Origin of the sequence: Burkholderia sp. IDO3 (genome assembly GCF_003366075.1) — a bacterium.
Classification (GTDB): domain Bacteria; phylum Pseudomonadota; class Gammaproteobacteria; order Burkholderiales; family Burkholderiaceae; genus Burkholderia; species Burkholderia anthina.
This window is the reverse complement of sequence record NZ_CP028962.1, coordinates 1,350,858-1,371,706: the sequence shown is the minus strand read 5'-3', so window position 1 is coordinate 1,371,706 and position 20,849 is coordinate 1,350,858. Positions and strand designations below refer to the sequence as shown.

At 68.1% G+C, this 20,849-nt stretch carries 17 protein-coding genes and 1 pseudogene; 11 read left to right on the top strand and 7 right to left on the bottom strand.

What is annotated here, in order from left to right:
- Nucleotides 1-8: 8 nt before the first annotated feature.
- The 4 genes from DCN14_RS06365 to DCN14_RS06350 are packed head-to-tail and all read right to left on the bottom strand — an operon-like array spanning nt 9 to nt 1,998.
- Nucleotides 9-257: an acyl carrier protein gene (locus tag DCN14_RS06365; RefSeq protein ID WP_096498997.1), complete on the bottom strand. Its 249-nt coding sequence runs from the start codon at nt 255-257 to the stop codon at nt 9-11.
- A complete protein-coding gene (locus DCN14_RS06360; protein ID WP_096499000.1) occupies nt 254-559 on the bottom strand; it encodes a phosphopantetheine-binding protein in 306 nt (101 codons plus the stop codon). Before DCN14_RS06360 ends, DCN14_RS06365 begins: the two co-directional genes overlap by 4 nt.
- The gene (locus DCN14_RS06355) at nt 534-1,328 is read right to left on the bottom strand and encodes a 1-acyl-sn-glycerol-3-phosphate acyltransferase (protein ID WP_096499002.1); all 795 of its coding nucleotides are present in this window, start codon (nt 1,326-1,328) and stop codon (nt 534-536) included. The genes DCN14_RS06360 and DCN14_RS06355 overlap by 26 nt, the downstream gene beginning before the upstream one ends.
- Nucleotides 1,312-1,998, bottom strand: a complete 687-nt coding sequence (locus DCN14_RS06350; RefSeq protein ID WP_096499004.1) for a beta-ketoacyl synthase chain length factor — start codon at nt 1,996-1,998, stop codon at nt 1,312-1,314. Before DCN14_RS06350 ends, DCN14_RS06355 begins: the two co-directional genes overlap by 17 nt.
- Nucleotides 1,999-2,431: 433 nt before the next feature.
- Between DCN14_RS06350 and DCN14_RS06345 the strand changes: the two genes are divergently transcribed.
- Nucleotides 2,432-3,019 (top strand): YigZ family protein, encoded by a 588-nt coding sequence (locus DCN14_RS06345; RefSeq protein ID WP_096499006.1) that lies wholly within the window; start codon nt 2,432-2,434, stop codon nt 3,017-3,019.
- Nucleotides 3,020-3,137: 118 nt separating this feature from the next.
- On the opposite strand, the gene ppk2 is transcribed toward DCN14_RS06345, so the two are convergent.
- A complete protein-coding gene (ppk2, locus tag DCN14_RS06340) occupies nt 3,138-4,088 on the bottom strand; it encodes a polyphosphate kinase 2 (RefSeq protein ID WP_096499008.1) in 951 nt (316 codons plus the stop codon).
- Between the two features lie 1,105 nt (nt 4,089-5,193).
- Between ppk2 and DCN14_RS06330 the strand changes: the two genes are divergently transcribed.
- The 7 genes and pseudogenes from DCN14_RS06330 to DCN14_RS38600 form a co-directional block, all read left to right on the top strand.
- The gene (locus DCN14_RS06330) at nt 5,194-6,231 is read left to right on the top strand and encodes an aliphatic amidase (protein ID WP_096499010.1); all 1,038 of its coding nucleotides are present in this window, start codon (nt 5,194-5,196) and stop codon (nt 6,229-6,231) included.
- Nucleotides 6,232-6,301: 70 nt separating this feature from the next.
- Nucleotides 6,302-6,784 (top strand): AmiS/UreI family transporter, encoded by a 483-nt coding sequence (locus DCN14_RS06325; protein ID WP_096499012.1) that lies wholly within the window; start codon nt 6,302-6,304, stop codon nt 6,782-6,784.
- Entirely contained in the window at nt 6,784-7,617 is an 834-nt protein-coding gene (locus DCN14_RS06320; protein WP_096499014.1) for a CbbQ/NirQ/NorQ/GpvN family protein, read from the top strand. Before DCN14_RS06325 ends, DCN14_RS06320 begins: the two co-directional genes overlap by 1 nt.
- Nucleotides 7,618-7,625: 8 nt before the next feature.
- The gene (locus DCN14_RS06315; RefSeq protein ID WP_096499331.1) at nt 7,626-9,182 is read left to right on the top strand and encodes a nitric oxide reductase activation protein; all 1,557 of its coding nucleotides are present in this window, start codon (nt 7,626-7,628) and stop codon (nt 9,180-9,182) included.
- Between the two features lie 32 nt (nt 9,183-9,214).
- Nucleotides 9,215-10,357: a transporter substrate-binding domain-containing protein gene (locus DCN14_RS06310; protein WP_096499016.1), complete on the top strand. Its 1,143-nt coding sequence runs from the start codon at nt 9,215-9,217 to the stop codon at nt 10,355-10,357.
- A 6-nt stretch (nt 10,358-10,363) separates the two neighbouring features.
- Nucleotides 10,364-10,975, top strand: coding sequence for an ANTAR domain-containing protein (locus DCN14_RS06305; protein WP_096499018.1), 612 nt, complete (start codon nt 10,364-10,366; stop codon nt 10,973-10,975).
- A 170-nt stretch (nt 10,976-11,145) separates the two neighbouring features.
- Nucleotides 11,146-11,367 (top strand): annotated as a pseudogene (locus DCN14_RS38600) (alpha/beta hydrolase); the annotation flags it as partial.
- A 135-nt stretch (nt 11,368-11,502) separates the two neighbouring features.
- Here DCN14_RS38600 and ggt read toward each other — a convergent pair.
- Nucleotides 11,503-13,224: a gamma-glutamyltransferase gene (gene ggt, locus DCN14_RS06290; RefSeq protein ID WP_096499020.1), complete on the bottom strand. Its 1,722-nt coding sequence runs from the start codon at nt 13,222-13,224 to the stop codon at nt 11,503-11,505.
- A 396-nt stretch (nt 13,225-13,620) separates the two neighbouring features.
- Between ggt and DCN14_RS06285 the strand changes: the two genes are divergently transcribed.
- The 3 genes from DCN14_RS06285 to DCN14_RS06275 all read left to right on the top strand — a co-directional run bounded on the left by DCN14_RS06285 (nt 13,621) and on the right by DCN14_RS06275 (nt 20,403).
- The gene (locus DCN14_RS06285) at nt 13,621-14,145 is read left to right on the top strand and encodes a metal-dependent hydrolase (protein WP_096499022.1); all 525 of its coding nucleotides are present in this window, start codon (nt 13,621-13,623) and stop codon (nt 14,143-14,145) included.
- Between the two features lie 325 nt (nt 14,146-14,470).
- On the top strand, nt 14,471-18,997 hold the full coding sequence (locus DCN14_RS06280) for a DEAD/DEAH box helicase (protein WP_096499024.1): 4,527 nt from the start codon (nt 14,471-14,473) through the stop codon (nt 18,995-18,997).
- 131 nt (nt 18,998-19,128) lie between these two features.
- Nucleotides 19,129-20,403, top strand: a complete 1,275-nt coding sequence (locus DCN14_RS06275) for an amino acid permease (RefSeq protein ID WP_096499026.1) — start codon at nt 19,129-19,131, stop codon at nt 20,401-20,403.
- A gap of 119 nt (nt 20,404-20,522) precedes the next feature.
- Here DCN14_RS06275 and DCN14_RS06270 read toward each other — a convergent pair whose 3' ends face one another.
- Nucleotides 20,523-20,819 carry an XRE family transcriptional regulator gene (locus DCN14_RS06270; RefSeq protein ID WP_096499028.1) on the bottom strand — a complete coding sequence of 99 codons (297 nt, stop codon included), beginning with the start codon at nt 20,817-20,819 and terminating at the stop codon, nt 20,523-20,525.
- Between the last annotated feature and the right edge of the window lie 30 nt (nt 20,820-20,849).

Below are 20,849 nucleotides of genomic sequence, written 5' to 3'. Positions count from 1 at the left end.
CGTCGCCGTCACGCGCGCGCGAGCAACGCGTGAACCGCGGCAATGACGTCACCGACGGTCCGCACGGACTTGAATTCTTCGGGCTTGATGCGCTTGCCCGTCATTTCCTGCAGCTTGATGGCCAGATCGACCGCGTCGATGCTGTCCAGATCGAGCTCGTCGAACAGGTGCGTATCGGGTGTCACGCGCTCCGGCTCGATCGCGAAATTCTCATGAAAAATGGCGCGAATGCGCTCCAAGATTTCTGCATCGGTCACGAATGACTCCCTTTTTCCAGCATGGCTTCTTGCGATGCCTGACGCGATTGCTGGTCGGCAATGAAAGCCACCAGCGTGTTGATCGAACGGAAATGGGCTTTCGTGCGCTCGTCGTTCGCTGCGATCGTCAGGTGAAACTTCTTGCGCAGCATGATGCCGACTTCGAGCGCATCGACCGAATCGAGGCCGATCCCGTCGGTCGAGAACAGCGGTGCATCGTCGTCGATATCGTCGACCGTCATGTCGCTGAGGTCGAGCATCTCGATCAGAAGCTGCTTAATTTGCAGTTTTAAAGTATCCATGCTGAAACAGGCTTTGAGTAATGTGCACTTCCACCTCGCGGGCGATGCTGCGAGCAGCGATCGACGGCGACGTCGCGCCCGGTGCCAGCCGGCTCGGATCCATCGGTTCGAGCACGTCGATGCGCATGCGAAACGCACGAGACGGCACGTGATACCAGCGCAGCGTCTTGGTGAAGACCGGAGGATCGCAGTCGATCAGCACCGGTTGAATCCGGCTGCGCGACTGCAGTGCCATATGCGCGAAACCGCGCGAGAACGCATGCAGACGATTGTCGCCCGGGCTGCGCGTCCCTTCCGGGAAGACGATCATCGTGTAGCCCGCCGCCAGTTGCCGTGCCCCGGCCTCGACGAGATCGACGGCATCGGCATTGCTCACGTATTCGGCCGCGCGGACGATACCCCAGAAACAGGGGTTGCCCCAGTGCGCACGCTTGACGACGCAGCAGGCCTTCGGCGTCAGCGACAGCAGCACCATCACGTCGAGCCACGTCGGATGATTAGCGACAACGATTACCGGGCCGTCTTGTGCAAGGCCCTCGACGCCGCTCGACTCGAGCTTCATCACGCCGACGCGCTGCAGCAGCGCGACCAGCGCGCGGAAGAAATAATGGATGACGAGCGTCACGCCACGCTGGCGTGAGCGTCGGTGCGGCCACAGCATGCCGACGACGATCGCCAGCAACGAGAACACCGATCCGCACAGTGCGAAAAACGCGAGGCTCGCGCCGGTCGCGAACAGGCGCCAGCCGTAGTCAAGCCGCGCGATCATGCCAGCTCCATCGCCACATTGCTTGCTGGCTGCGGCATGACGCTGTCGTGCGCGCCGACAGGCAGCGCAGCACCGCCGTGCAGTGCGTGCCGGCCGCCTCGTCGGGCTCTTGCGCGCCGTGCGCCGCTATCTCGCAGGTCAGATAGCCGGCCGGCTCGTCTGCACCGATCAGCATCGCAAGTCCGACGCTCTCCGGGTCGTCATCGACGGCGCCATATACCGGATCGGCCGGCTCGTGCGCATAGACGAGCAACACCGGCGACGCCGGCGACGTTTCATATTGGGAAAATGCTTCGAGCAACGCGTAGCCGAGGGTTTCGTGGCCGGCTGCGACCGCGGTCGCAGCCGATCGATCGCGCCTGGCAATTCCGAATATGCCCGTGACCGCGTTGAGGACCGAGAGACTGAAGGCCGTTGGGGAGACCGGTTCTGCGGCGCCGATGTCGGCGAGAATGCCGGTGGTGCGTGTCAACTCGCCATGGCGCGACGCGAATACCATCCGCAACGGATGCTCCGCTCCGGCACAGTCATAGGCTGCCTGAAGCGCGAGACGCGACAGCCGGCTCAAGCGGCGTCGCACCATCGGATCGAGGGCTTCGACGCCCGGCACCCCCGCGGTCGAAATCGACGTCCATCTGGCGATTGGCATGGTCCAATGCAAATCGGCCATTGTTGTTCTCGTTGAGGTGACTTTTCTTGAATGCTTTTATGTAGCGCGGCCCTGAATCAAGGCAGCTGCGCTCCGCTTTTCCGTGAAACCCGCTACCGCACGCATTGGCGCCCGGACGCCCGCAATCGACTCGCCATCTTGCGGCAATACCTCAAAAAAATGGAAGTCGCCATGCCTGCGAAGCTGGCAGCCGGATTATCAACCACTGCGATTGAATGGTCGGCATCTCGGTGCGGCGAAACTGTAACAGGGCTGTTACAAAAGATCAACGCCACGGCGAGTGACGTCTTCGATATTTAACGATTTATCAATTTCTCGAAAAAGTCATGCATCGTCGGTTATCCAGACGATCACGATTCAGCGTACCTTGCGCCGGTCCGGCACTGAAATGGCTCATAATGCGCTCGATGCCGAATTCCCTGCTTCCCGTTCAATGACTTACTCGCTCGCCACCACCTACACCCGGGAACTCGAAATCCGCAAGAGCCGCTTCATCGCGCACGCGATTCCCGTCGAGGACCGCGACGCCGCGATGCACGCGCTGCAGCGCCTGCGCGACGAGCATCCGACGGCCACCCACGTGTGCTGGGCGCTGCTCGCGGGCGGCCAGTCGGGCATGTCGGACGACGGCGAACCGTCGGGCACCGCCGGCCGGCCGATCCTCGAAGTGCTGCGTCATCACGATCTGGACGGCGTGCTCGGCGCGGTCGTCCGCTACTACGGCGGCGTGAAGCTCGGCGCCGGCGGCCTGGTGCGCGCCTATACCGACGCGATCGCATCGGCGCTGCTCGATGCCGAGCGCGTCGAGCGCATTCGCTACACGCGATTCGCGATCGAAATCGGCTACCCCGACGAAGCGCGGGTGCGCCGCTGGATGGAACAGGCGGGCTACGAACTGGTGGACAGTGCTTACGGGATGACGGTGAAACTGGTGATCAAGCTGCCCGAAACGGCCGAGGCGGCCGCGAAAGCCGAGCTGTTCGACCTGACGCAGGGGCGCTCGGGCTTCCCCGATCTGTAATCGGGCGCGACCGGGAGGCGACCCGCGTCGCCGGCCGCCTCCGTACCGCGCGCCCGATCCGCGGCCGGCGCGCGCCGCGTTGCACGGCGCGCGTCTCCGGCCTCGTCCGCTCAATCGCTCAATAAAAGTCCGGCACGATCATGTCGTCCGGCACCGGACGACGGATGTAGTCCTCGTGGTGCTCGCGCTGCGGCAAATCGATGGTCGAACGCGGCACCTCGTGATACGGCACCTGGTCCAGCAGATGGCGAATGCAGTTCAGCCGCGCGCGCTTCTTGTCGACGGCCTGCACGACCCACCACGGCGCCTCGGGGATATGCGTGCGCTGCAGCATTTCCTCCTTCGCAGCCGTATAGGCCTCCCAGCGGCGGCGGCTCTCGAGGTCCATCGGGCTCAGTTTCCACTGCTTCAGCGGATCCTCGATCCGGCTCTGGAAACGCAGCTCCTGCTCGTGATCGGTGATCGAGAACCAGTACTTGACGATCTGGATCCCGCTACGCGCGAGCATTTTCTCGAACTCGGGCACCGAGCGGAAAAACTCCTCGTATTCGTCGTCGGTGCAGAAATTCATCACGCGCTCGACGCCCGCGCGGTTGTACCAGCTGCGGTCGAACAGCACGATCTCGCCGCCGGCCGGCAGATGCGTGACGTAGCGCTGGAAATACCATTGCGTGCGCTCGCGGTTGCTCGGCGCGGGCAGCGCCGCCACGCGGCACACGCGCGGGTTCAGCCGCTGCGTGATGCGCTTGATCGCCCCGCCCTTGCCTGCCGCGTCGCGCCCCTCGAAAATGACGATGAGCCGGTGCCCCGTGGCCACGACCCAGTCCTGCAGCTTCACGAGTTCGCCCTGCAACCGGAACAACTCGCGGAAATACTGTTTGCGCGCTTCGCGGCGCTCCTGAGAGAACAGCAGGTCGTCGCCGTCGTCGAAACGGCGGTCGTCGAGCTCCATCTCGAGCTCTTCGTCATAAGCGTCGACGAGGTCCTCCTCGAAACGGCGCTGTCGCGTTTCGAGCGATGCCATATCGGTGAGGTTGTCGGTCTCGGTGCGGGTAGTGTTGTCGCCCATGGGGCCTCCTTCCTTCAGTTGACGCAGCCAAACTCCGCCATTATCCCAGCGTCGCGCGTCAAATTGATGAAACGGCCCGCGGGGCCCCGTCGGGAGTGCAACCGCCGCCGGTTGCACGGCTGGCACGGCTGGGCGGGCGGACTGGGCCACTCGGGCGCGACGCCCGCACGGTCGCGACATCGTCCCGGCCCGCCACCGCTGTCGACGATCGCCCTTCGGCCGGCGACATACCGCCGGCGGCGAACCGAACCCGGGCCTTGAAGCGGGTCGGCGGCCTTCAGAAGCCGCGCCGCCCGTCCCGCGGGTTCAGGTCGTCAGCCGGGAATGCGGCGGCCGGAACCGGCAGCCTCTTGCCGCGATGCGTGCCGACCTCCCGACCGGCCGGCTCGAATACATCGCGTCGACAGCCGCGCATCCGCACGCTGACTACGGCACGGCGCCCGACATGCCAGATCAGCAGCGCGACACCTCGTGCATGCGTAAAAATCCGTACGTCGCGTCATGGCGATACGTGCAAACTGCGGTTGAAAACACAGTCCATCCAGCCCGCCGAGAAACCCCTGAGCGAGACAGAAAATTTTCACCGAAAACACCCCTTGAACCGGCTGCAATCGAGCGTCACACGCCACTCGCCAACACCTCGCAATCTAGTTGCGCGCACAACCTTCTCCCTAAATACCATTTAGCGCACCGTACGCCTGACCGCTTCGAAGCCCCCACACGTCACCGCATCACATCCTGCAAACTCGCCCCGACCCTGCGCCATCGCGCCGTGCAATTCGCATACCCGGCGGCCCACCGCCCGCTCTCACGGCCTTCACGCCGTGCAGGGGTATACGTGGTGTTGCATCCAGAAAAAACTTTGCATAGAGTGCATCCCATCGATTCCGGCGGACAAAGACGTCCCACGATCGTGCGCAACCCGGGTCCGCTAGCCCGCGCCGCGCCGGCCGCCCCGCAAGCGGCCACCCTATCCGCATTCCCGTTATCCGACAGCGTTGTCGGGTGAACGGACCGGCAAAGAAGCCCTTGCCTCGCTCGTCGAGGCAAGGGCTTTTTTTTGTCCTTCGAAAACGTACTTCCTCAACCGAATCAGGAGCACACCATGCGTCATGGCGATATTTCCAGCAGCAACGACGCCGTCGGCGTCGCCGTCGTCCAGTACAAGATGCCGCGCCTGCACACGCGCGCCGAGGTCATCGCAAACGCACGCGAGATCGCCGAGCGCGTGGTCGGCATCAAGCGCGGCCTGCCCGGCATGGACCTCATCGTGTTCCCCGAGTATTCGACGCACGGGATCATGTACGACGCGAAGGAGATGTACGACACGGCGTCGACCGTGCCCGGCGAGGAAACCGACATCTTCGCGGCCGCGTGCCGCAAGGCGAACGTGTGGGGCGTGTTCTCGCTGACCGGCGAGCGTCACGAGGAGCATCCGGACAAGGCCCCGTACAACACGCTCGTGCTGATCAACAACCAGGGCGAGATCGTGCAGAAGTACCGCAAGATCATGCCGTGGGTGCCGGTCGAAGGCTGGTATCCGGGCAACTGCACGTATGTCGCCGATGGCCCGAAGGGGCTCAAGATCAGCCTGATCATCTGCGACGACGGCAACTACCCGGAAATCTGGCGCGACTGCGCAATGCGTGGCGCCGAGCTGGTCGTGCGCTGCCAGGGCTACATGTACCCGGCGAAGGATCAGCAGGTGCTGGTGTCGAAAGCGATGGCGTTCATGAACAACTGCTACGTCGCGGTCGCGAATGCGTCGGGCTTCGACGGCGTGTATTCGTATTTCGGCCACTCGGCGATCGTCGGCTTCGACGGCCGCACGCTCGGCGAATGCGGCGAAGAGGAAAACGGCGTGCAGTACGCGGAGCTGTCGGTGAGCCTGATCCGCGACGCGCGCCGCAACATGCAGTCGCAGAACCACCTGTACAAGCTGCTGCATCGCGGCTACACCGGCAAGATCGGTTCCGGCGAATCGCCGAACGGCGTCGCGCAATGCCCGTTCGAGTTCTATGCGAACTGGGTGAACGACCCGGACGGCACGCGCCAGGCCGTCGAACGCCTCACGCGCGCAACACCCGGCACGCCGGAATGCCCGATCGAGGGCATCCCGGCCGAAGCGCCCGCGCACCGCTGAGCACGCAGCCCCTGCCCGGCCGTTCGCGTCATGCGCGCGAACGGCTCCGCCTCATTCTGGAGCCCTCATCATGCTCGGTGTCGCTCTCTTTTTCATCGGCGCGGTGCTGGTCGTCAACGGCGTCGCGCTCACCGGCCGCATCGAACCGCGCGATGCGGCCGGCCTGAACCTGCTCGTCGGGCTGCTCGCGCTGCTGATCAACCTTGCCGGCCTCGTGCAGGCATCCGCGCCGCCGCAGTATTTCTCGAGCGCGGGCGGCCTGCTGTTCGCGTTCACGTACCTGTATCTCGCCGCCGTCCAGTGGCGCGGGCTGCAAGGCGCGGGCCTCGGCTGGTATTGCCTGTTCGTCGCGATCAGCGCGCTCGTCTATGCGGGCACGTCGCACGACCTGCGTTTCGGTGCGATGTGGCTGCTGTGGTCGAGCCTGTGGTTCCTGTTCTTCGTCGCGCTGGGGCTGAAGCGCCGCGTGCGTTTCCTGCCCGGCTACACGATCGCGATCGGCGTCGGCACGTGCTGGCTGCCCGGGATGCTGATGATGACGGGGAGGTGGTGATGAGCGCACGCGATACACCGCTCGCCGCCGATCCGCTCGCCGGCCACCGCATCGCCGATGCACCGTTCTACCAGCCGGCCGGCGCCGAAGCCGACTGGTTCGAGACGGCCTGCCGCCATCATCTGCCGGTGCTGCTGAAAGGGCCGACCGGCTGCGGCAAGACGCGCTTCGTCGAATACATGGCGTGGCGCATGGGCCTGCCGCTGATCCAGGTCGCGTGCAACGACGACACGTCGGCGGCCGACCTGACCGGCCGGCATCTGCTCGACGCCGACGGCACCTACTGGGCCGACGGGCCGCTCACGCTCGCGGCGCGCCACGGCGCGATCTGCTATCTCGACGAGATCGTCGAGGCGCGCCCGGACGCGACCGTCGTAATCCATCCGCTGACCGACTCGCGGCGCGTGCTGCCGCTCGACCGGCTCGGCGAGGTCGTGCACGCGCATCCGGATTTCCATCTGGTGATCTCGTACAACCCCGGCTATCACGGCGACCACCGGCGGCTGAAGCCGTCGACGCGGCAGCGCTTCGTCGCGCTCGACTTCGGCTATCCGGATGCCGAACACGAAGCCGACGTCGTCGTGCGCGAAAGCGGCGCCGACCGGGACACCGCGCGCCGGCTCGTCGATCTCGCGCAGCGCACGCGCGCGCTCGCCGGCGACGGGCTCGACGAAGGCGCGTCGACGCGGTTGCTCGTGCATGCGGCCCGGTTGATCGTCGCGGGGCTCGCGCCGCTCGACGCGTGCCGGATCGCGATCAGCGACGCGGCAACCGACGATGCCGACACGCGCGCCGCGTTGCAGACGATGGCCGCCGCGCACTTCGCGACATGAGCGCCGACATGAACGCGCTGCAGCTCGCCCGCTTCCTGCACGGCATGACCGCGCGCGAAACCGGCGTGCAGCTCGACGATGCCGCGCCGCGCGCGACGCTCGGCCACGCGACGCTGCGCGTGCCGCGCACGTTGCCGCCCGATGCGCGTGTCGCCGCGGCGGCACACGCCCTCGCGCACTGGCGGCACTCTCCGTCCGGCGAACCGGCCGGCACGCTCACGCCGATCGGCATCGCGATCGCCGGCCTGATCGAGGATGCACGCGTCGAAACGCTGCTCGCCCGCGAATGGCCGGGGCTCGCGACCTTCTGGGCGCCGGCGTTCGCGCCGATCGACCGCGAAGGGCTCACGTTCGGCCGCCTGTGCGCGCGACTCGCGAAGGCGCTGTTCGATCGTTCGTATCGCGACGGCAATCCGTGGGTCGACACCGGCGTGCAACTGTTCGACGCGCTGCGCGACCGGCTCGACGACTACCGCGCATGTCGCACGATCGCGTCGCGGCTCGCGAACGATCTCGGCCAGATGCGCGTGCGCTTCGAACCGGACGACGGCACCTGGCTGCGCTATCGCGACGACAACGCGTGGCTGTGGACGCAGCCGGCCGCCGCGTCCGAGCGTGCGGGCAGCGAAGGCGTCGACACGTCTGCCGCCACCGGCGGCCACGCCGACGCGCCGGACGACACACCGGCGCCACCCGCCGATGCACCGCGCTATCCCGAGTGGAATTGCCACACGCGGCGCGAACGGCGCGACTGGGCGACGATCGTCGAACGCGCGCCGCCCACGTCCGCGCCATCGCCGTCGCTCGCCGCGCGGGTGGACGCGGATCGGCGCGCCGCCCGGCACCTGCGCCCGGCACGCGCGGCGGAATTGCTGCGACGCGTCGGGCGCCAGCTCGACGGCGACGCGCTCGACGTCGATGCGGCGATCGCCGCCCGCATCGCGCGACACGCGGGGCATGCGCCCGATCCGCGCATATTCCGTCGCCGCGTCCCGCACGACGCGTGCGGGCCCGTCCTGATCCTGCTCGACCTGTCCGCGTCGACGGCCGCGCACGTGGCCGCGCTCGAGAAGCGCGCGGCCTTCGTGCTCGGCGACCTGTTCGATCGGCAGCGGCGGCGCTGGGCCGTGCACGGCTACACGTCGGACGGCCGGCACCGCGTGTACTACGCGCGCTTCAAGGATTTCAACGACGCGTTCGACGCGCCCCGCCGCACGGCGCTGCTCGCGGCCGACGCCGGGATGAGCACGCGCACCGGCGCCGCGCTGCGCCACGCGCTTGCGCTGCTGCGTCGCGAGACCGGGGCCGTGCGCGCCGCCGTGCTGATGATCGGCGACGGCGAGGCAGCCGACATCGACGTGTTCGATCCGCGCTATCTCGTCGAGGATGCACGCCATGCGGCGCGCCACGGCCGGCAGCATGGCGTCGCGATCGCGGGTTTGTCGTTCGGCGCGCCGCCCGGCTTGTCTACAATACTTGGCGTCGGCCCGAGCTGCGTTCACGCGGCGAACGGCGACGCCCTGCCGGCCGTCGTCGCACAGGCGGCCGGGCGGCTGACCGCCTGACGGCCCTACCCGGAAGAGACAGGAAAGACCGAATGAACAGTGTGAAGGTTGGCGTTTTGTTCTCGCAGAGCGGATTCACGTCGCGCCTCGGCCAGAGCCAGTTGCGCGGCACGCTGCAGGCGATCGCCGAGATCAACGAAGCCGGCGGCGCGAACGGCTGCGAGATCGTGCCGGTCGTGCGCGACGCGTGCTCGGATCCGGCCGTCTACGCGCGTCTTGCCGAAGACCTGATCGCCACCGAGCGCGTGAACGTGCTGTTCGGCGCGTACATGTCGAGTAGCCGCAAGGCGCTGATTCCGATCGTCGAGAAGTGGAACAAGCTGCTGTTCTACCCGACGCTGTACGAAGGCTTCGAATTCTCGCCGAACGTGATCTACACGGGCGCCGCGCCGAACCAGAACAGCGTGCAGCTCGCCGCGTTCATGACCGCGCAGTTCGGCGCGCGCGTGTACCTCGTCGGGTCCGACTACATCTACCCGTACGAGTCGAACCGCATCATGATCGACCTCGTCACGCAGCATCCGGAAGGCCAGATCCTCGGCGAGGTCTACATGCCGCTCGTCACGTCCGAGCAGGATTTCGCGGCGGTGGTGGCCGACATCCGCGCGAAGGCGCCCGACTTCGTGTTCAGCACGCTGGTCGGCGACAGCACAGCTGCGTTCTACCGCGCGTATGCGCAAGCCGGGCTCGACGCGCGCAAGATGCCGATCGCGAGCCTGACGACGTCCGAGATCGAGCTCGGCCAGATGGGCGCGGCCGCGGCCGGCCACTACACGTCGTCGCCCTATTTCCAGACCGTCGACTCGGACGTGAACCGGCGCTGCATCGCGCAATTGAAGGCGCGCTTCGGCGACGACGCGAACGCGTCCGCGCCATGGGAAGCCGCGTATTTCCAGGTGCACCTGTTCGCGAACGCGCTCGCGCGCGCCGGCACCGACCAGCGCGACCGGCTCGTCGAGCATCTCGCCGAATCGGAATTCGACGCGCCGCAGGGCCGCGTGAAGATCGACCGGCTCACGCAGCACACGTGCCTGTATCCGCGCATCGGCTGCGCGACGGCGGACGGCAATTTCACGATCGTGCGCGAAGCGACGCGCCGCGTGCATCCCGATCCGTATCTCGTCACGCATTCGCTCGGCGATCGCGTGCATACGCCCGACGAACTGAAGGCATAGCCGACGATGCGCGCCCGCACCCCGATCCGCTCGACGCCGCGCCTGCTCGCCGAACTCCGTTCGCTTCGCGTGATGGTGTACTACCCGGACGACGACAACGGCCTGCTGATCGTCGAGCAGCTGTCGCGCATCGGCTGCCCGAGCGAGCAGCGCTGGCCGCCGCCCGCCGAGTTGCCGGAGAGCGTCGATCTCGTGATTCTCGCGGTGCGGCCCGATCTGCTGCATCTGTCGATCCCGTGGCTCGAGGACGATGCGCGGCCGCCGGTGATCGCCGTCACGACCTATGAAAGCCCGACCATCCTCGAACTGATGCTGCGCATCGACGCGCAAAGCGCGGTGACGACGCCCGTGCGCTCGTTCGGGCTGTTGAGCGCGATGGCGCTCGCGTGTCACCAGAGCCGCCGGCACGACGAATACCGGCGCCGCATCGCGCAGCTCGAACAGCGCGTGATATCCGCGCGCACGCTGCAGGAAGCGAAGACGTTGCTGATGCAGCACAACGGCATCGGCGAGGAAGAGGCGTATCAGCAGATCCGCTCGCAGGCGATGGAGCGGCGCATCTCGATCAACCAGCTCGCCGAACAAATCGTGCAGGCGCACGCGCTGCTGAAGCGGTGACGCATGCGCGAACGCCGTGCGTCACCGTACGTCAGTCGGGCGGCGGCAGCATGGCCGTATCCTCGGGGCCGGGCACGCGCCCGTCCTGTGCGCGCAGCTCCCGTTTCCTGACGGGCAACCAGCCGGTCTTGCGGTCGACGAGACGCACGTGCGTCTCGTCCGGGTTCCGGATGCACTGCGTCGACGAAGGACCCGCGCGACGGCAAGACCGTCCTGTGCCTGCATGGCGAACCCGCGTGGGGTGATCTGTTTCGTCATCTGATCGGCGCATCGCACCCGATCACACGGGATTCGGCAAAAGCGCAACACCGCAGGAATGCAACTACTGGTTGCGGAACCCTATCGACAACCGCGACCGTTTCGTCGTCGCGCTCGACCTCGATCGCGTGACGCATCGCGATGCATCGCTTCACCGGCCCGGGCGAGCGGCACGGTACATTCCACGGCCGGGCGAACACCCGGCCGCGAAACCACATGCGAACCGCATGCGCGGCCGCTTTCGCGAACGCGCATGCTTCACGCCGACGTCAGTGAATGACCCGCGTAACGCCACGCCCGCGCGGATCGGCCATCGCTTCAGGCGTCTTGCCGTCGATCTTGATCACCTGGATGTCGCCGCTGAAGTCCTGCCCCTTCAGCGTGTAGCCGCGCGCTTCGAGCTGCTTCGCGAGCTCGCCCTCGATCGGATGGTACGGCTCCCAGAAGATCGTGTTCGGCGGCAGCAGCTGATGGTGGAAACGCATCGCGCCGACGGCTTCCTTCAACGGCATCTTGAAGTCGTAGATGTTGTTGATCACCTGGAAGATCGACGTGAAAATCCGCGAGCCGCCCGGCGTGCCGATCACGAGCGACACCTTGCCGTTCTTCGTCATGATCGTCGGCGACATCGACGACAGCGGCCGCTTCTTCGGTTCGATCGCGTTCGCATCGCTGCCGACCACGCCGAACATGTTCGCGACGCCCGGCTTCGCGGAGAAGTCGTCCATCTCGTCGTTCAGCACGATGCCCGTGCCGTCGGCGATCACGCCCGAGCCGAAATAGCCGTTGATCGTGTACGTGTTCGACACCGCGTTGCCCCACTTGTCGACGACCGAGAAGTGCGTCGTTTCGGCCTTCTCCGGCATCGTCGTGCCGAGGCCCGGCTGCACGCTCTTGGTGTCCGACGGCTCCTTCGGGTTGACCTCCGCCGCGCGCTTCGCGATGTACGCGTCGTCGGTCAGCTGTGCGATCGGCACCTTGTAGAAGTCGGGGTCGCCCAGGTATTGCGCACGGTCGGCGAACACGCGCTTCTCGATTTCGGCGACCAGGTGGATGTACTGCGGCGAGTTGAGCGGCACGCCCTCGAAGTCCTTCTTCAGGTCGGCCTTCATCTTCAGCAGCTGCACGAGGCCGATGCCGCCGGAGCTCGGAGGCGGCGCGGTGATCACGTCGTAGCCGTTCCACTTCGCCTGCACCGGCTCGCGCCATACCGCGCGATACTGCGCGAGATCCTCGGTCGTGATCAGCCCGTTGCCGTCGCCCGTCTTCATCGACGCGGCGATCAGCTCGGCCGTCTTGCCCTTGTAGAAACCTTCGGCGCCGTCGTTGGAGATCCGCGTGAGCACGTCGGCGAGATCGGGCTGCTTGAAGTTCACGCCGGCCTTCAGGCCGGAGAAATACTTGTCGAAGTTGGTCTTGCCGCCGAACTCCTTCGATGCGTCGACGCCGCGCTGCGCCAGTTGTTCGTCGACGACGAAGCCGTCGCGCGCATAGTGGATCGCCGGCGCGAGCACCTGCTTCCACTTCAGCTTGCCGAAGCGCTTCTGCGCTTCCCACATGCCCGCGACCGTGCCGGGCACGCCGACCGCGCGCGGACCGTACAGGCTCATGCCCTTGATGACGTTGCCGTCCTTGTCGAGGTACATGTCCTTCGTCGCGGCGAGCGGCGCGCGTTCGCGGTAGTCGACGAAGTACGGCTTGCCGTCCTTGTAGATCGTCATGAAGCCGCCGCCGCCGATGTTGCCGGCTTCCGGATACGTGACGGCGAGCGTGAACGCGATGGCGACGGCCGCGTCGATCGCGTTGCCGCCTTCCTTGAAGATCCGCTCCGCGGCATCCGCGCTGTACTTGTCGGCCACCGCGACCGCCGAGCTCGTCAGGACCGCCGGCTGCGGGCCCTTCGCATAGACGGGCGCGTTCGGCAGGAAACCGACGCCGGCCACCGTCGCGAGCACGACGGCGGATGTTTTGAAGCGATTCAGCGTAGTCATTGCATGTCCCCCATATGGATCTCCTTCAGGCAGGAAAGGCACCTGATCCGCTTATGGCCGCTGGCGCGCCGGCAGCCACGTGCGGTTTCGTAGTATAGGGGGACAAAAAGGGTCGAACACGCGGTGCGCGACGAAAGCGCGCAAATTGTGCGCGGCCCCACATGCCGACGGTAAAAACCGCCACACGGGCCGGTCGAAATTTCATGCGTCGCGCGCGATCGCGCAATGCACAAAAACCGAAAGTTGCGTCGTGCGCGCACGACGCGCGCCGCACGTAAAAAAACCTGCGATCGAGCGCCCGCGGCACACGCGTATCTGCGAAGATAGCGCCCCGATTTCACGCCGCATCATTCGTTGCGTGCACGCGCCGCTTCACGTTTTCTAGTCTCGCTTCGTATGGCTTCACACAATGCACATCATGCGACCGGCGTCGCAGCCGGCGTCGCCGCCGCCGTCCTCGTCGCACAAACCGGCGCAACGGGCCTCTGGCACACCGGCATGCTCGCCGCATTCGCGGCAGGCGTCGCGGGCGGCACCGCGCCCGACTGGCTCGAACTCGCATGGTGGTCGCGCAAGCGACGCTTGTGGATCACGCACCGCACCGTCACGCACTGGGGCATCGGCTGGATCGCGCTGCTCGCGCTCGGATGGCACGGGCTCACCCATCATCCGTATCCGCTGTGGGCCGCACCGCTGTTCGGCTTCGCATGCGGCGGCGTGATGCACCTGCTCGCCGACTGGCCGAATCCGCTCGGCGTGCCGTGGATCTGGCGGCGTCATTCGCTCAACCTGTGGAACAGCGGCCATTGCGACCTGATCGTGGTGGCTGCCGCATGGGGCGGCACGCTGTGGCTCGCGCAATCGCTGTGCACGCGCGCACCGCTGCTCGAATCCTGGCTCGGCTGGCTGCATCGCGTGTAGTCGTGCGAAGGGCGCGCGATATCGCGTGATGTTGCGCAGCGAACCGCTCGCTTCCGTCGCGACGCGCGTTGCCGACCGCTTCTTCGACGGCTTCTTCCCTCCCCCTCCGTCTGAACCGGCACCCGCGATTCGCGGGCGCCGTGCCCGCGCACGCCTATTGAAACGCCGGCGTCGCGCCTCATCTTCATCCGTATCGGCGAGACGACGCACGCACTCACGCCGCGCCCGAGGCCCGGCACGCACGCGCGTCGTCTGGCACACTGACGATTCGCGCGCGGTCGCCCGCGCGCTCGCACCCCCGCTCGCACCCCATTTCAACGCTCCGATGGACGTCACCGCCACCCGCCCCGCCGCCAGCGCACTCGACGTGTTCCACCCGGCCGTCGCCGCGTGGTTTCGCCGCACGTTCGCCGCACCGACCGGTGCGCAGGCGCTCGCGTGGCCGCACGTCAAGGCCGGCCGCTCGACGCTCGTCGCCGCGCCGACCGGCTCCGGCAAGACGCTCACCGCCTTCCTGTGCGCACTCGACGATCTCGTGCGCGATGCGCTCGCGCACGACGGCGCGCTGCCCGACGCGACGCTCGTCGTGTACGTGTCGCCGTTGAAGGCGTTGTCGAACGACATCCACGTGAACCTCGACGCGCCGCTCGCCGGCATCGCCGAATCGCTCGCGCAACTCGGCCTGCCGGTGCCGGCGATCCGCACCGCCGTGCGCACCGGCGACACCACGCAGGCCGAACGTGCGGCGCTGCGCAAGCGCGCGCCGCACATTCTCGTGACGACGCCCGAGTCGCTGTACGTACTGCTGTCGTCGACATCGGGGCGGCAGATGCTGTCAGGCGTGCGCTCGGTCATCGTCGACGAAATCCACGCGCTCGCATCGTCCAAGCGCGGCAGCCATCTCGCGCTGTCGCTCGAACGTCTCGACGCGCTGACCGGCAGTCCGCTGCCGCGCATCGGGCTGTCGGCCACGCAAAAACCGATCGACGCGGTCGCACGCTTCCTCGTCGGCGGCCCGGCCGGCGCGCCGCGCGACTGCACGATCGTCGACACCGGTCACACGCGCGAACGCGACCTCGCGCTCGAACTGCCGAACGTGCCGCTCGAACCGGTGATGGCAACCGACGTGTGGGAACAGGTGTACGACCGGATCGCCGCGCTCGCGGCCGCGCATCGCACGACGCTCGTGTTCGTCAACACGCGGCGCACCGCGGAGCGCATGGCGCGCCATCTCGCCGACCGCCTCGGCAAGGACGCGATCGCCGCGCACCACGGCAGTCTCGCGAAGGAACACCGCTTCGAAGCGGAACAGCGGTTGAAGCGCGGCGAACTGAAGCTGCTCGTCGCGACCGCGTCGCTCGAACTCGGCATCGACATCGGCGACGTCGATCTCGTCTGCCAGGTCGGTTCGCCGCGCGGCATCGCGCCGTTCCTGCAGCGCGTCGGCCGCTCCGGCCACCATGTCGGCGGCGTGCCGAAGGGACGCCTCTTCCCGCTGTCGCGCGACGAGCTCGTCGAATGCGCGGCGCTGCTCGACTGCGTGCAACGCGGCGAACTCGATGCGTTGCGGATTCCCGAGGCACCGCTCGACGTGCTCGCGCAGCAGATCGTCGCCGAAGTCGCATGCGCGGAATGGCAGGAAGACGCGCTGTACGCGAGCTTCACGCGTGCGGCGCCGTATGCGCATCTGCCGCGCGAACGCTTCGACGACGTGATGAAGATGCTCGCCGAAGGCTTCACGAGCCGCCGCGGCGTGCGCGGCGCGTATCTGCATCGCGACGTGGTCGGCGGCACGGTGCGCGGGCGCCGCAACGCGATGATGACCGCGACGACGTCCGGCGGCACGATCCCCGACATGGCCGACTACGCGGTGCTGCTCGAACCGCAGGGCCTCCAGGTCGGCACCGTCAACGAGGATTTCGCGATCGAGAGCCTGGCCGGCGACGTGTTCCAGCTCGGCAACCAGTCATACCGGATCATCCGCGTCGAGACGGGCCGCGTGCGTGTCGAGGACGCGCAGGGCCAGTCGCCGAGCATCCCGTTCTGGCTCGGCGAGGCGCCCGGGCGCAGCGACGAGCTGTCGGCGGCCGTCGGCCGGTTGCGCGCACGGCTCGACGGGCTGTTCGCCGAAGGCGACCGGCTGGCGCATGCCGGTGCGCGCAAGCATGCGGGCGGCGACGAAAATGGCAACGGCCACGCCCCCGGAAAAACCGGCACCCGCCGCAACGAAAAAAAACGCGCGGATGCCGGCACGAGCACCGCCGCCTCGCAACGCGATGCCAGCGTCCCCGCCACCGCAACCGGCGTCGCCGAAAGCCGTCTCGCGCCGGCGCTGCGCTGGCTCGCCGACGATCTGCACCTGTCGCCGGACGCGGCACGCCAGATCGCCGACTACCTCGCGCGCACGCGCGCGGCGCTCGGCGCGCTGCCGACGCAGGACACGCTCGTGATGGAACGCTTCTTCGACGAATCGGGCGGCATGCAGCTGGTGATCCATTCGCCGTTCGGCAGCCGCATCAACCGCGCGTGGGGGCTCGCGCTGCGCAAGCGCTTCTGCCGCAGTTTCAACTTCGAGCTGCAGGCGGCCGCGACCGACGACGCGATCATTCTGTCGCTGTCGCTCGCGCACAGCTTCGCGCTCGACGAAGTGTGGCGCTACCTGCGCTCGGCCAGCGCCGAGCACGTGCTGATCCAGGCGCTGCTCGACGCGCCGCTGTTCGGCGTGCGCTGGCGCTGGAACGCGACGACCGCGCTCGCGCTGCCGCGCTTCACCGGCGGCCGGCGCACCGCGCCGCAACTGCAGCGGATGAAGAGCGAGGATCTGCTCGCGACCGTGTTCCCGGATCAGGTTGCGTGCCTCGAGAACGTCGTCGGCGAACGCGAGATACCGCACCACCCGCTCGTCGACCAGACGCTCGACGATTGCCTGCACGACGCGATGGATACCGACGGCTGGCTCGCGCTGCTGCGCCGGATCGAAAGCGGCGCGATCGAGCTGGTCGCGCGCGACCTGCCCGCGCCGTCGCCGCTCGCCGCCGAAATCCTGAACGCGAAACCGTACGCGTTCCTCGACGACGCGCCGCTCGAAGAGCGCCGCACGCAGGCCGTGCAGTCGCGCCGCTGGAGCGATCCGGAATCGGCCGACGATCTCGGCGCGCTCGACGCCGACGCGATCGACGCGGTGCGCGACGAAGCGTGGCCGCTCGTGCGCGACGCCGACGAAATGCACGACGCGCTGCTCACGCTCGCCTGCGTCGCCGATCACGAAGCGCGCGCACACGAAGGCTGGCCCGAGCGCCTCGCGGAACTGGCCGAACGCCGCCGCGCGACGCAACTCGTCACGCCGGATGGCGCGGCGCTATGGGTGCCGGTCGAGCGGCTGGTCTGCCTTCGCGCGCTGCACCCCGACGCGCGCACGGCGCCCGCGCTGAAAGTGCCGGCCGCGTGCGCGCAGCCGTGGGAAGCCGATGCCGCGCTCGTCGACGTGATCCGCGCGCGGCTGACCGGCTTCGGGCCGCTTGCGCTCGATGCGATCGCGCAGCCGCTCGGCCTGCCGCCTTCCGCGATCGCAACCGCGCTCGCGGCGCTCGAACGCGAAGGCTACGTGATGCGCGGCCGCTTCACGCCGGGCGCAACCGGCGACGAATGGTGCGAACGCCACCTGCTCGCGCGCATTCATCGCTATACGGTGAAGCGACTGCGTCGCGAGATCGAACCGGTCGAGCGCGCCGATTTCATGCGCTTCCTGCTGCACTGGCAGCACCTGACGCCCGACACGCGCGGCTCGGGCCGCGACGCACTCGCGGCCGTCGTCGAACAGCTCGAAGGCTACGAAGCCGCGGCCGGCGCATGGGAAGACGCGCTGCTGCCCGCGCGGCTGACCGACTACACGGCCGGCGGCCTCGACGAGCTGTGCCGCTCGGGCAAGCTCGTGTGGACCCGCATCGGCGCGCCGGCGCGCGCGGCCGGCACGCCCGTGAAGACGACGCCGGTCGTGCTGCTGCCGCGCCGCCACCTCGGCGCATGGCAGGCGCTGCGCGACCCCGCCGCGCAACCGGCGCTGTCCGCACGCGCGGCGCAGGTGCGCGACGCGCTCGCCGCGCACGGCGCGATGTTCTTCGATGCGCTGCTCGACGAGCTGCACATGCTGCCCGTCGAACTCGAACAGGCGCTCGGCGAACTCGTGTCGGCCGGCCTCGTGAACGCGGACAGCTTCGCCGGCCTGCGTGCGCTGCTGCGGCCGGCCGTCAAGCGCAGCGCGACCTATGCGCCGCGCACGCGGCGCGGCGGCGCACTGATCGGCGGCATGGACGACGCGGGCCGCTGGGCGCTCGTGCAACGCGTGACGCCGCCGGACGATACGCCGGCGCCGCAACGCGGGATGGCCGCGACCGACCCCGATGCGCTCGAACACATCGTATGGACGCTGCTGCGCCGCTATGGCGTCGTGTTCTGGCGGCTGCTCGAACGCGAAGCCGACTGGCTGCCGAGCTGGCGCGAACTCGTGCGCGTGCTGCAGCGTCTCGAAGCACGCGGCGAGATTCGCGGCGGACGCTTCGTGGCCGGGCTCGCGGGCGAGCAGTTCGCGCTGCCCGAAGCGATCCCGATCCTGCGCGAACTGCGCCGGCAACCGGGCGACGGCCAGTACGTGTGCGTGACCGGCGCCGATCCGCTGAACCTCGCCGGCACGCTGCTGCCCGGCGACAAGGTGCCGGCGCTCTCGGGCAATCGCGTGCTGTTCCGCGACGGCATGCCCGTCGCATCGCTCGTGTCGGGCACGTTCCACTACGCGCCCGACCTGACGCCCGCCGCACGCGAAGAGGCGCGCCTGCGGCTCGCGCGACGCTACTGACAACGGCTGACAGGCGATACGTCGCGGACTACTGAACGCCGCGCTGCAACGTCGCGCGCGTTCGGATAGCATCGAACGATTCGACGTACGGGCCTCCACGCCCGACACACGCCTTCCGGAGATTTCCCTTCATGCCTTCGCATGCCGATTCGCCCGCCGTTCATCACGCGGGCTCGTTGACCATTTTCCAGGGCGCTGCGTTGTATATCGGCGCGGTGCTCGGCACCGGCGTCATTGCACTGCCCGCGCTCGCCGCCGAAGTCGCGGGCCCGGCTTCGCTGCTCGCGTGGGCCGCGCTCGTCGTGCTGTCGGGGCCGCTCGCGGCCACCTTCGCCGCACTCGGCGCGCGCTACCCCGACGCCGGCGGCGTATCGACCTATGCACGACGCGCATTCGGGCCGAAGGCCGCGGCAATCGTCGGCTGGTGCTTCTATTTCGCGGTGCCGGCCGGCGCGCCCGCCGCCGCGATGTTCGGCGGCGCCTACGTCGCGGCCGTCACGGGCGGCGGCCACACGACGGTCATCGTTACCGCCGCCGCGCTGATCGCAACAGTCTCCGCCGCCAATGCGTTCGGCGTCACCGTATCGGGCCGCATGCAGCTCGTGTTGTCGGCGCTGCTCGTCACGCTGCTGCTCGCCGCCGTGCTCGCGTCCGCGCCGCATGCGCGCGCGGCGAACCTGCATCCGTTCGCGCCGCACGGCTGGCTCGCGGTCGGCCAGGCCGCCGCGTTGCTCGTGTGGAGCTTCGCGGGCTGGGAAGCGATCACGCACCTCGCCGCGGAATTTCGCCGGCCCGCGCACGACATGCCGCGCTCGGCCGGCATCGCGGTCGTGGTCGTCGGCCTGCTGTATCTGTCGGTCGCCGCCGCGAGTGTCGCGGTGCTCGGGCCATCGGCCGGCGCATCGGGTGCGCCGCTCGCGGAACTGATCGCGGGCGGCATCGGCGGACACGCGCAGGTGCTGGCGGCCGCGGCCGCGCTGCTGCTCACGCTCGGCACGATGAACGCGTATTTCGCGGGCGCGGCCAAGCTCGGCGCGGCGCTCGGCCGCGACGGCGCGCTGCCCGCGTGGCTTGCGCAAGGCAGCCAGGTCGGCGGCGTGCCGCGTCGCAGCCTCGGCGTGATTGCGTTGCTCGCGACCATCGCACTGGCCGCGACGACGATCTCGGACGTCGGGCCGAAACCGCTCGTGCTAGTCACGTCCGGTTGCTTCGTGATGGTGTACGGGCTCGGTGCGGCCGCCGCGCTGAAGTTGTTGCCGCGCGGCAGCATCGCGTATCGCTGCGCGTGGGTTTCGCTGGTCGCCGTGGCCGGGCTGTTCCTCACGACGGGATGGTATTTGCTGTGCCCGCTGCTGCTCGCGGGCGGTGCGCTGCTTTATCTGCGGATGGCCGGCCGGCGCAATTGACGGCGCCGCACACCGGTGCGCCGGCGATCGTGCATGCGATCGCTGCGACGCGCCGCTCGAGCGCTCACGCGTTCATCGCCCGCCGGCTGCGCAGCGGTTCGTCGTGCGCGTGACGTGCGTCACGCCGGCACCAGCTCGAAGCTGAGCCGCTTGCCGAGTGCGGCGGCCGCGCTCGCGAGCGTCGCGAGCGTAAGACTCGTATCGGTTTCGTCGAGCAGCCGGTTGAGCGCGGCGCGGCTGGTTTTCATCCGCGCGGCCATCGCCGTTTTCGTGATGTGCTGCGCCTTCATTTCCTGCGCGATCTGCCACGCGATCACGCGCTTGATCGCGGTGGCGGTGGCGGCTTCGAGATGGCCGTCCTCGTCGAGGAAGGCATCGAAATCGCTGCCGATATGCGGATTGTTCGTGGTCGTCATAAGGTACTCCAATGCATCGCGTTGCCGGCT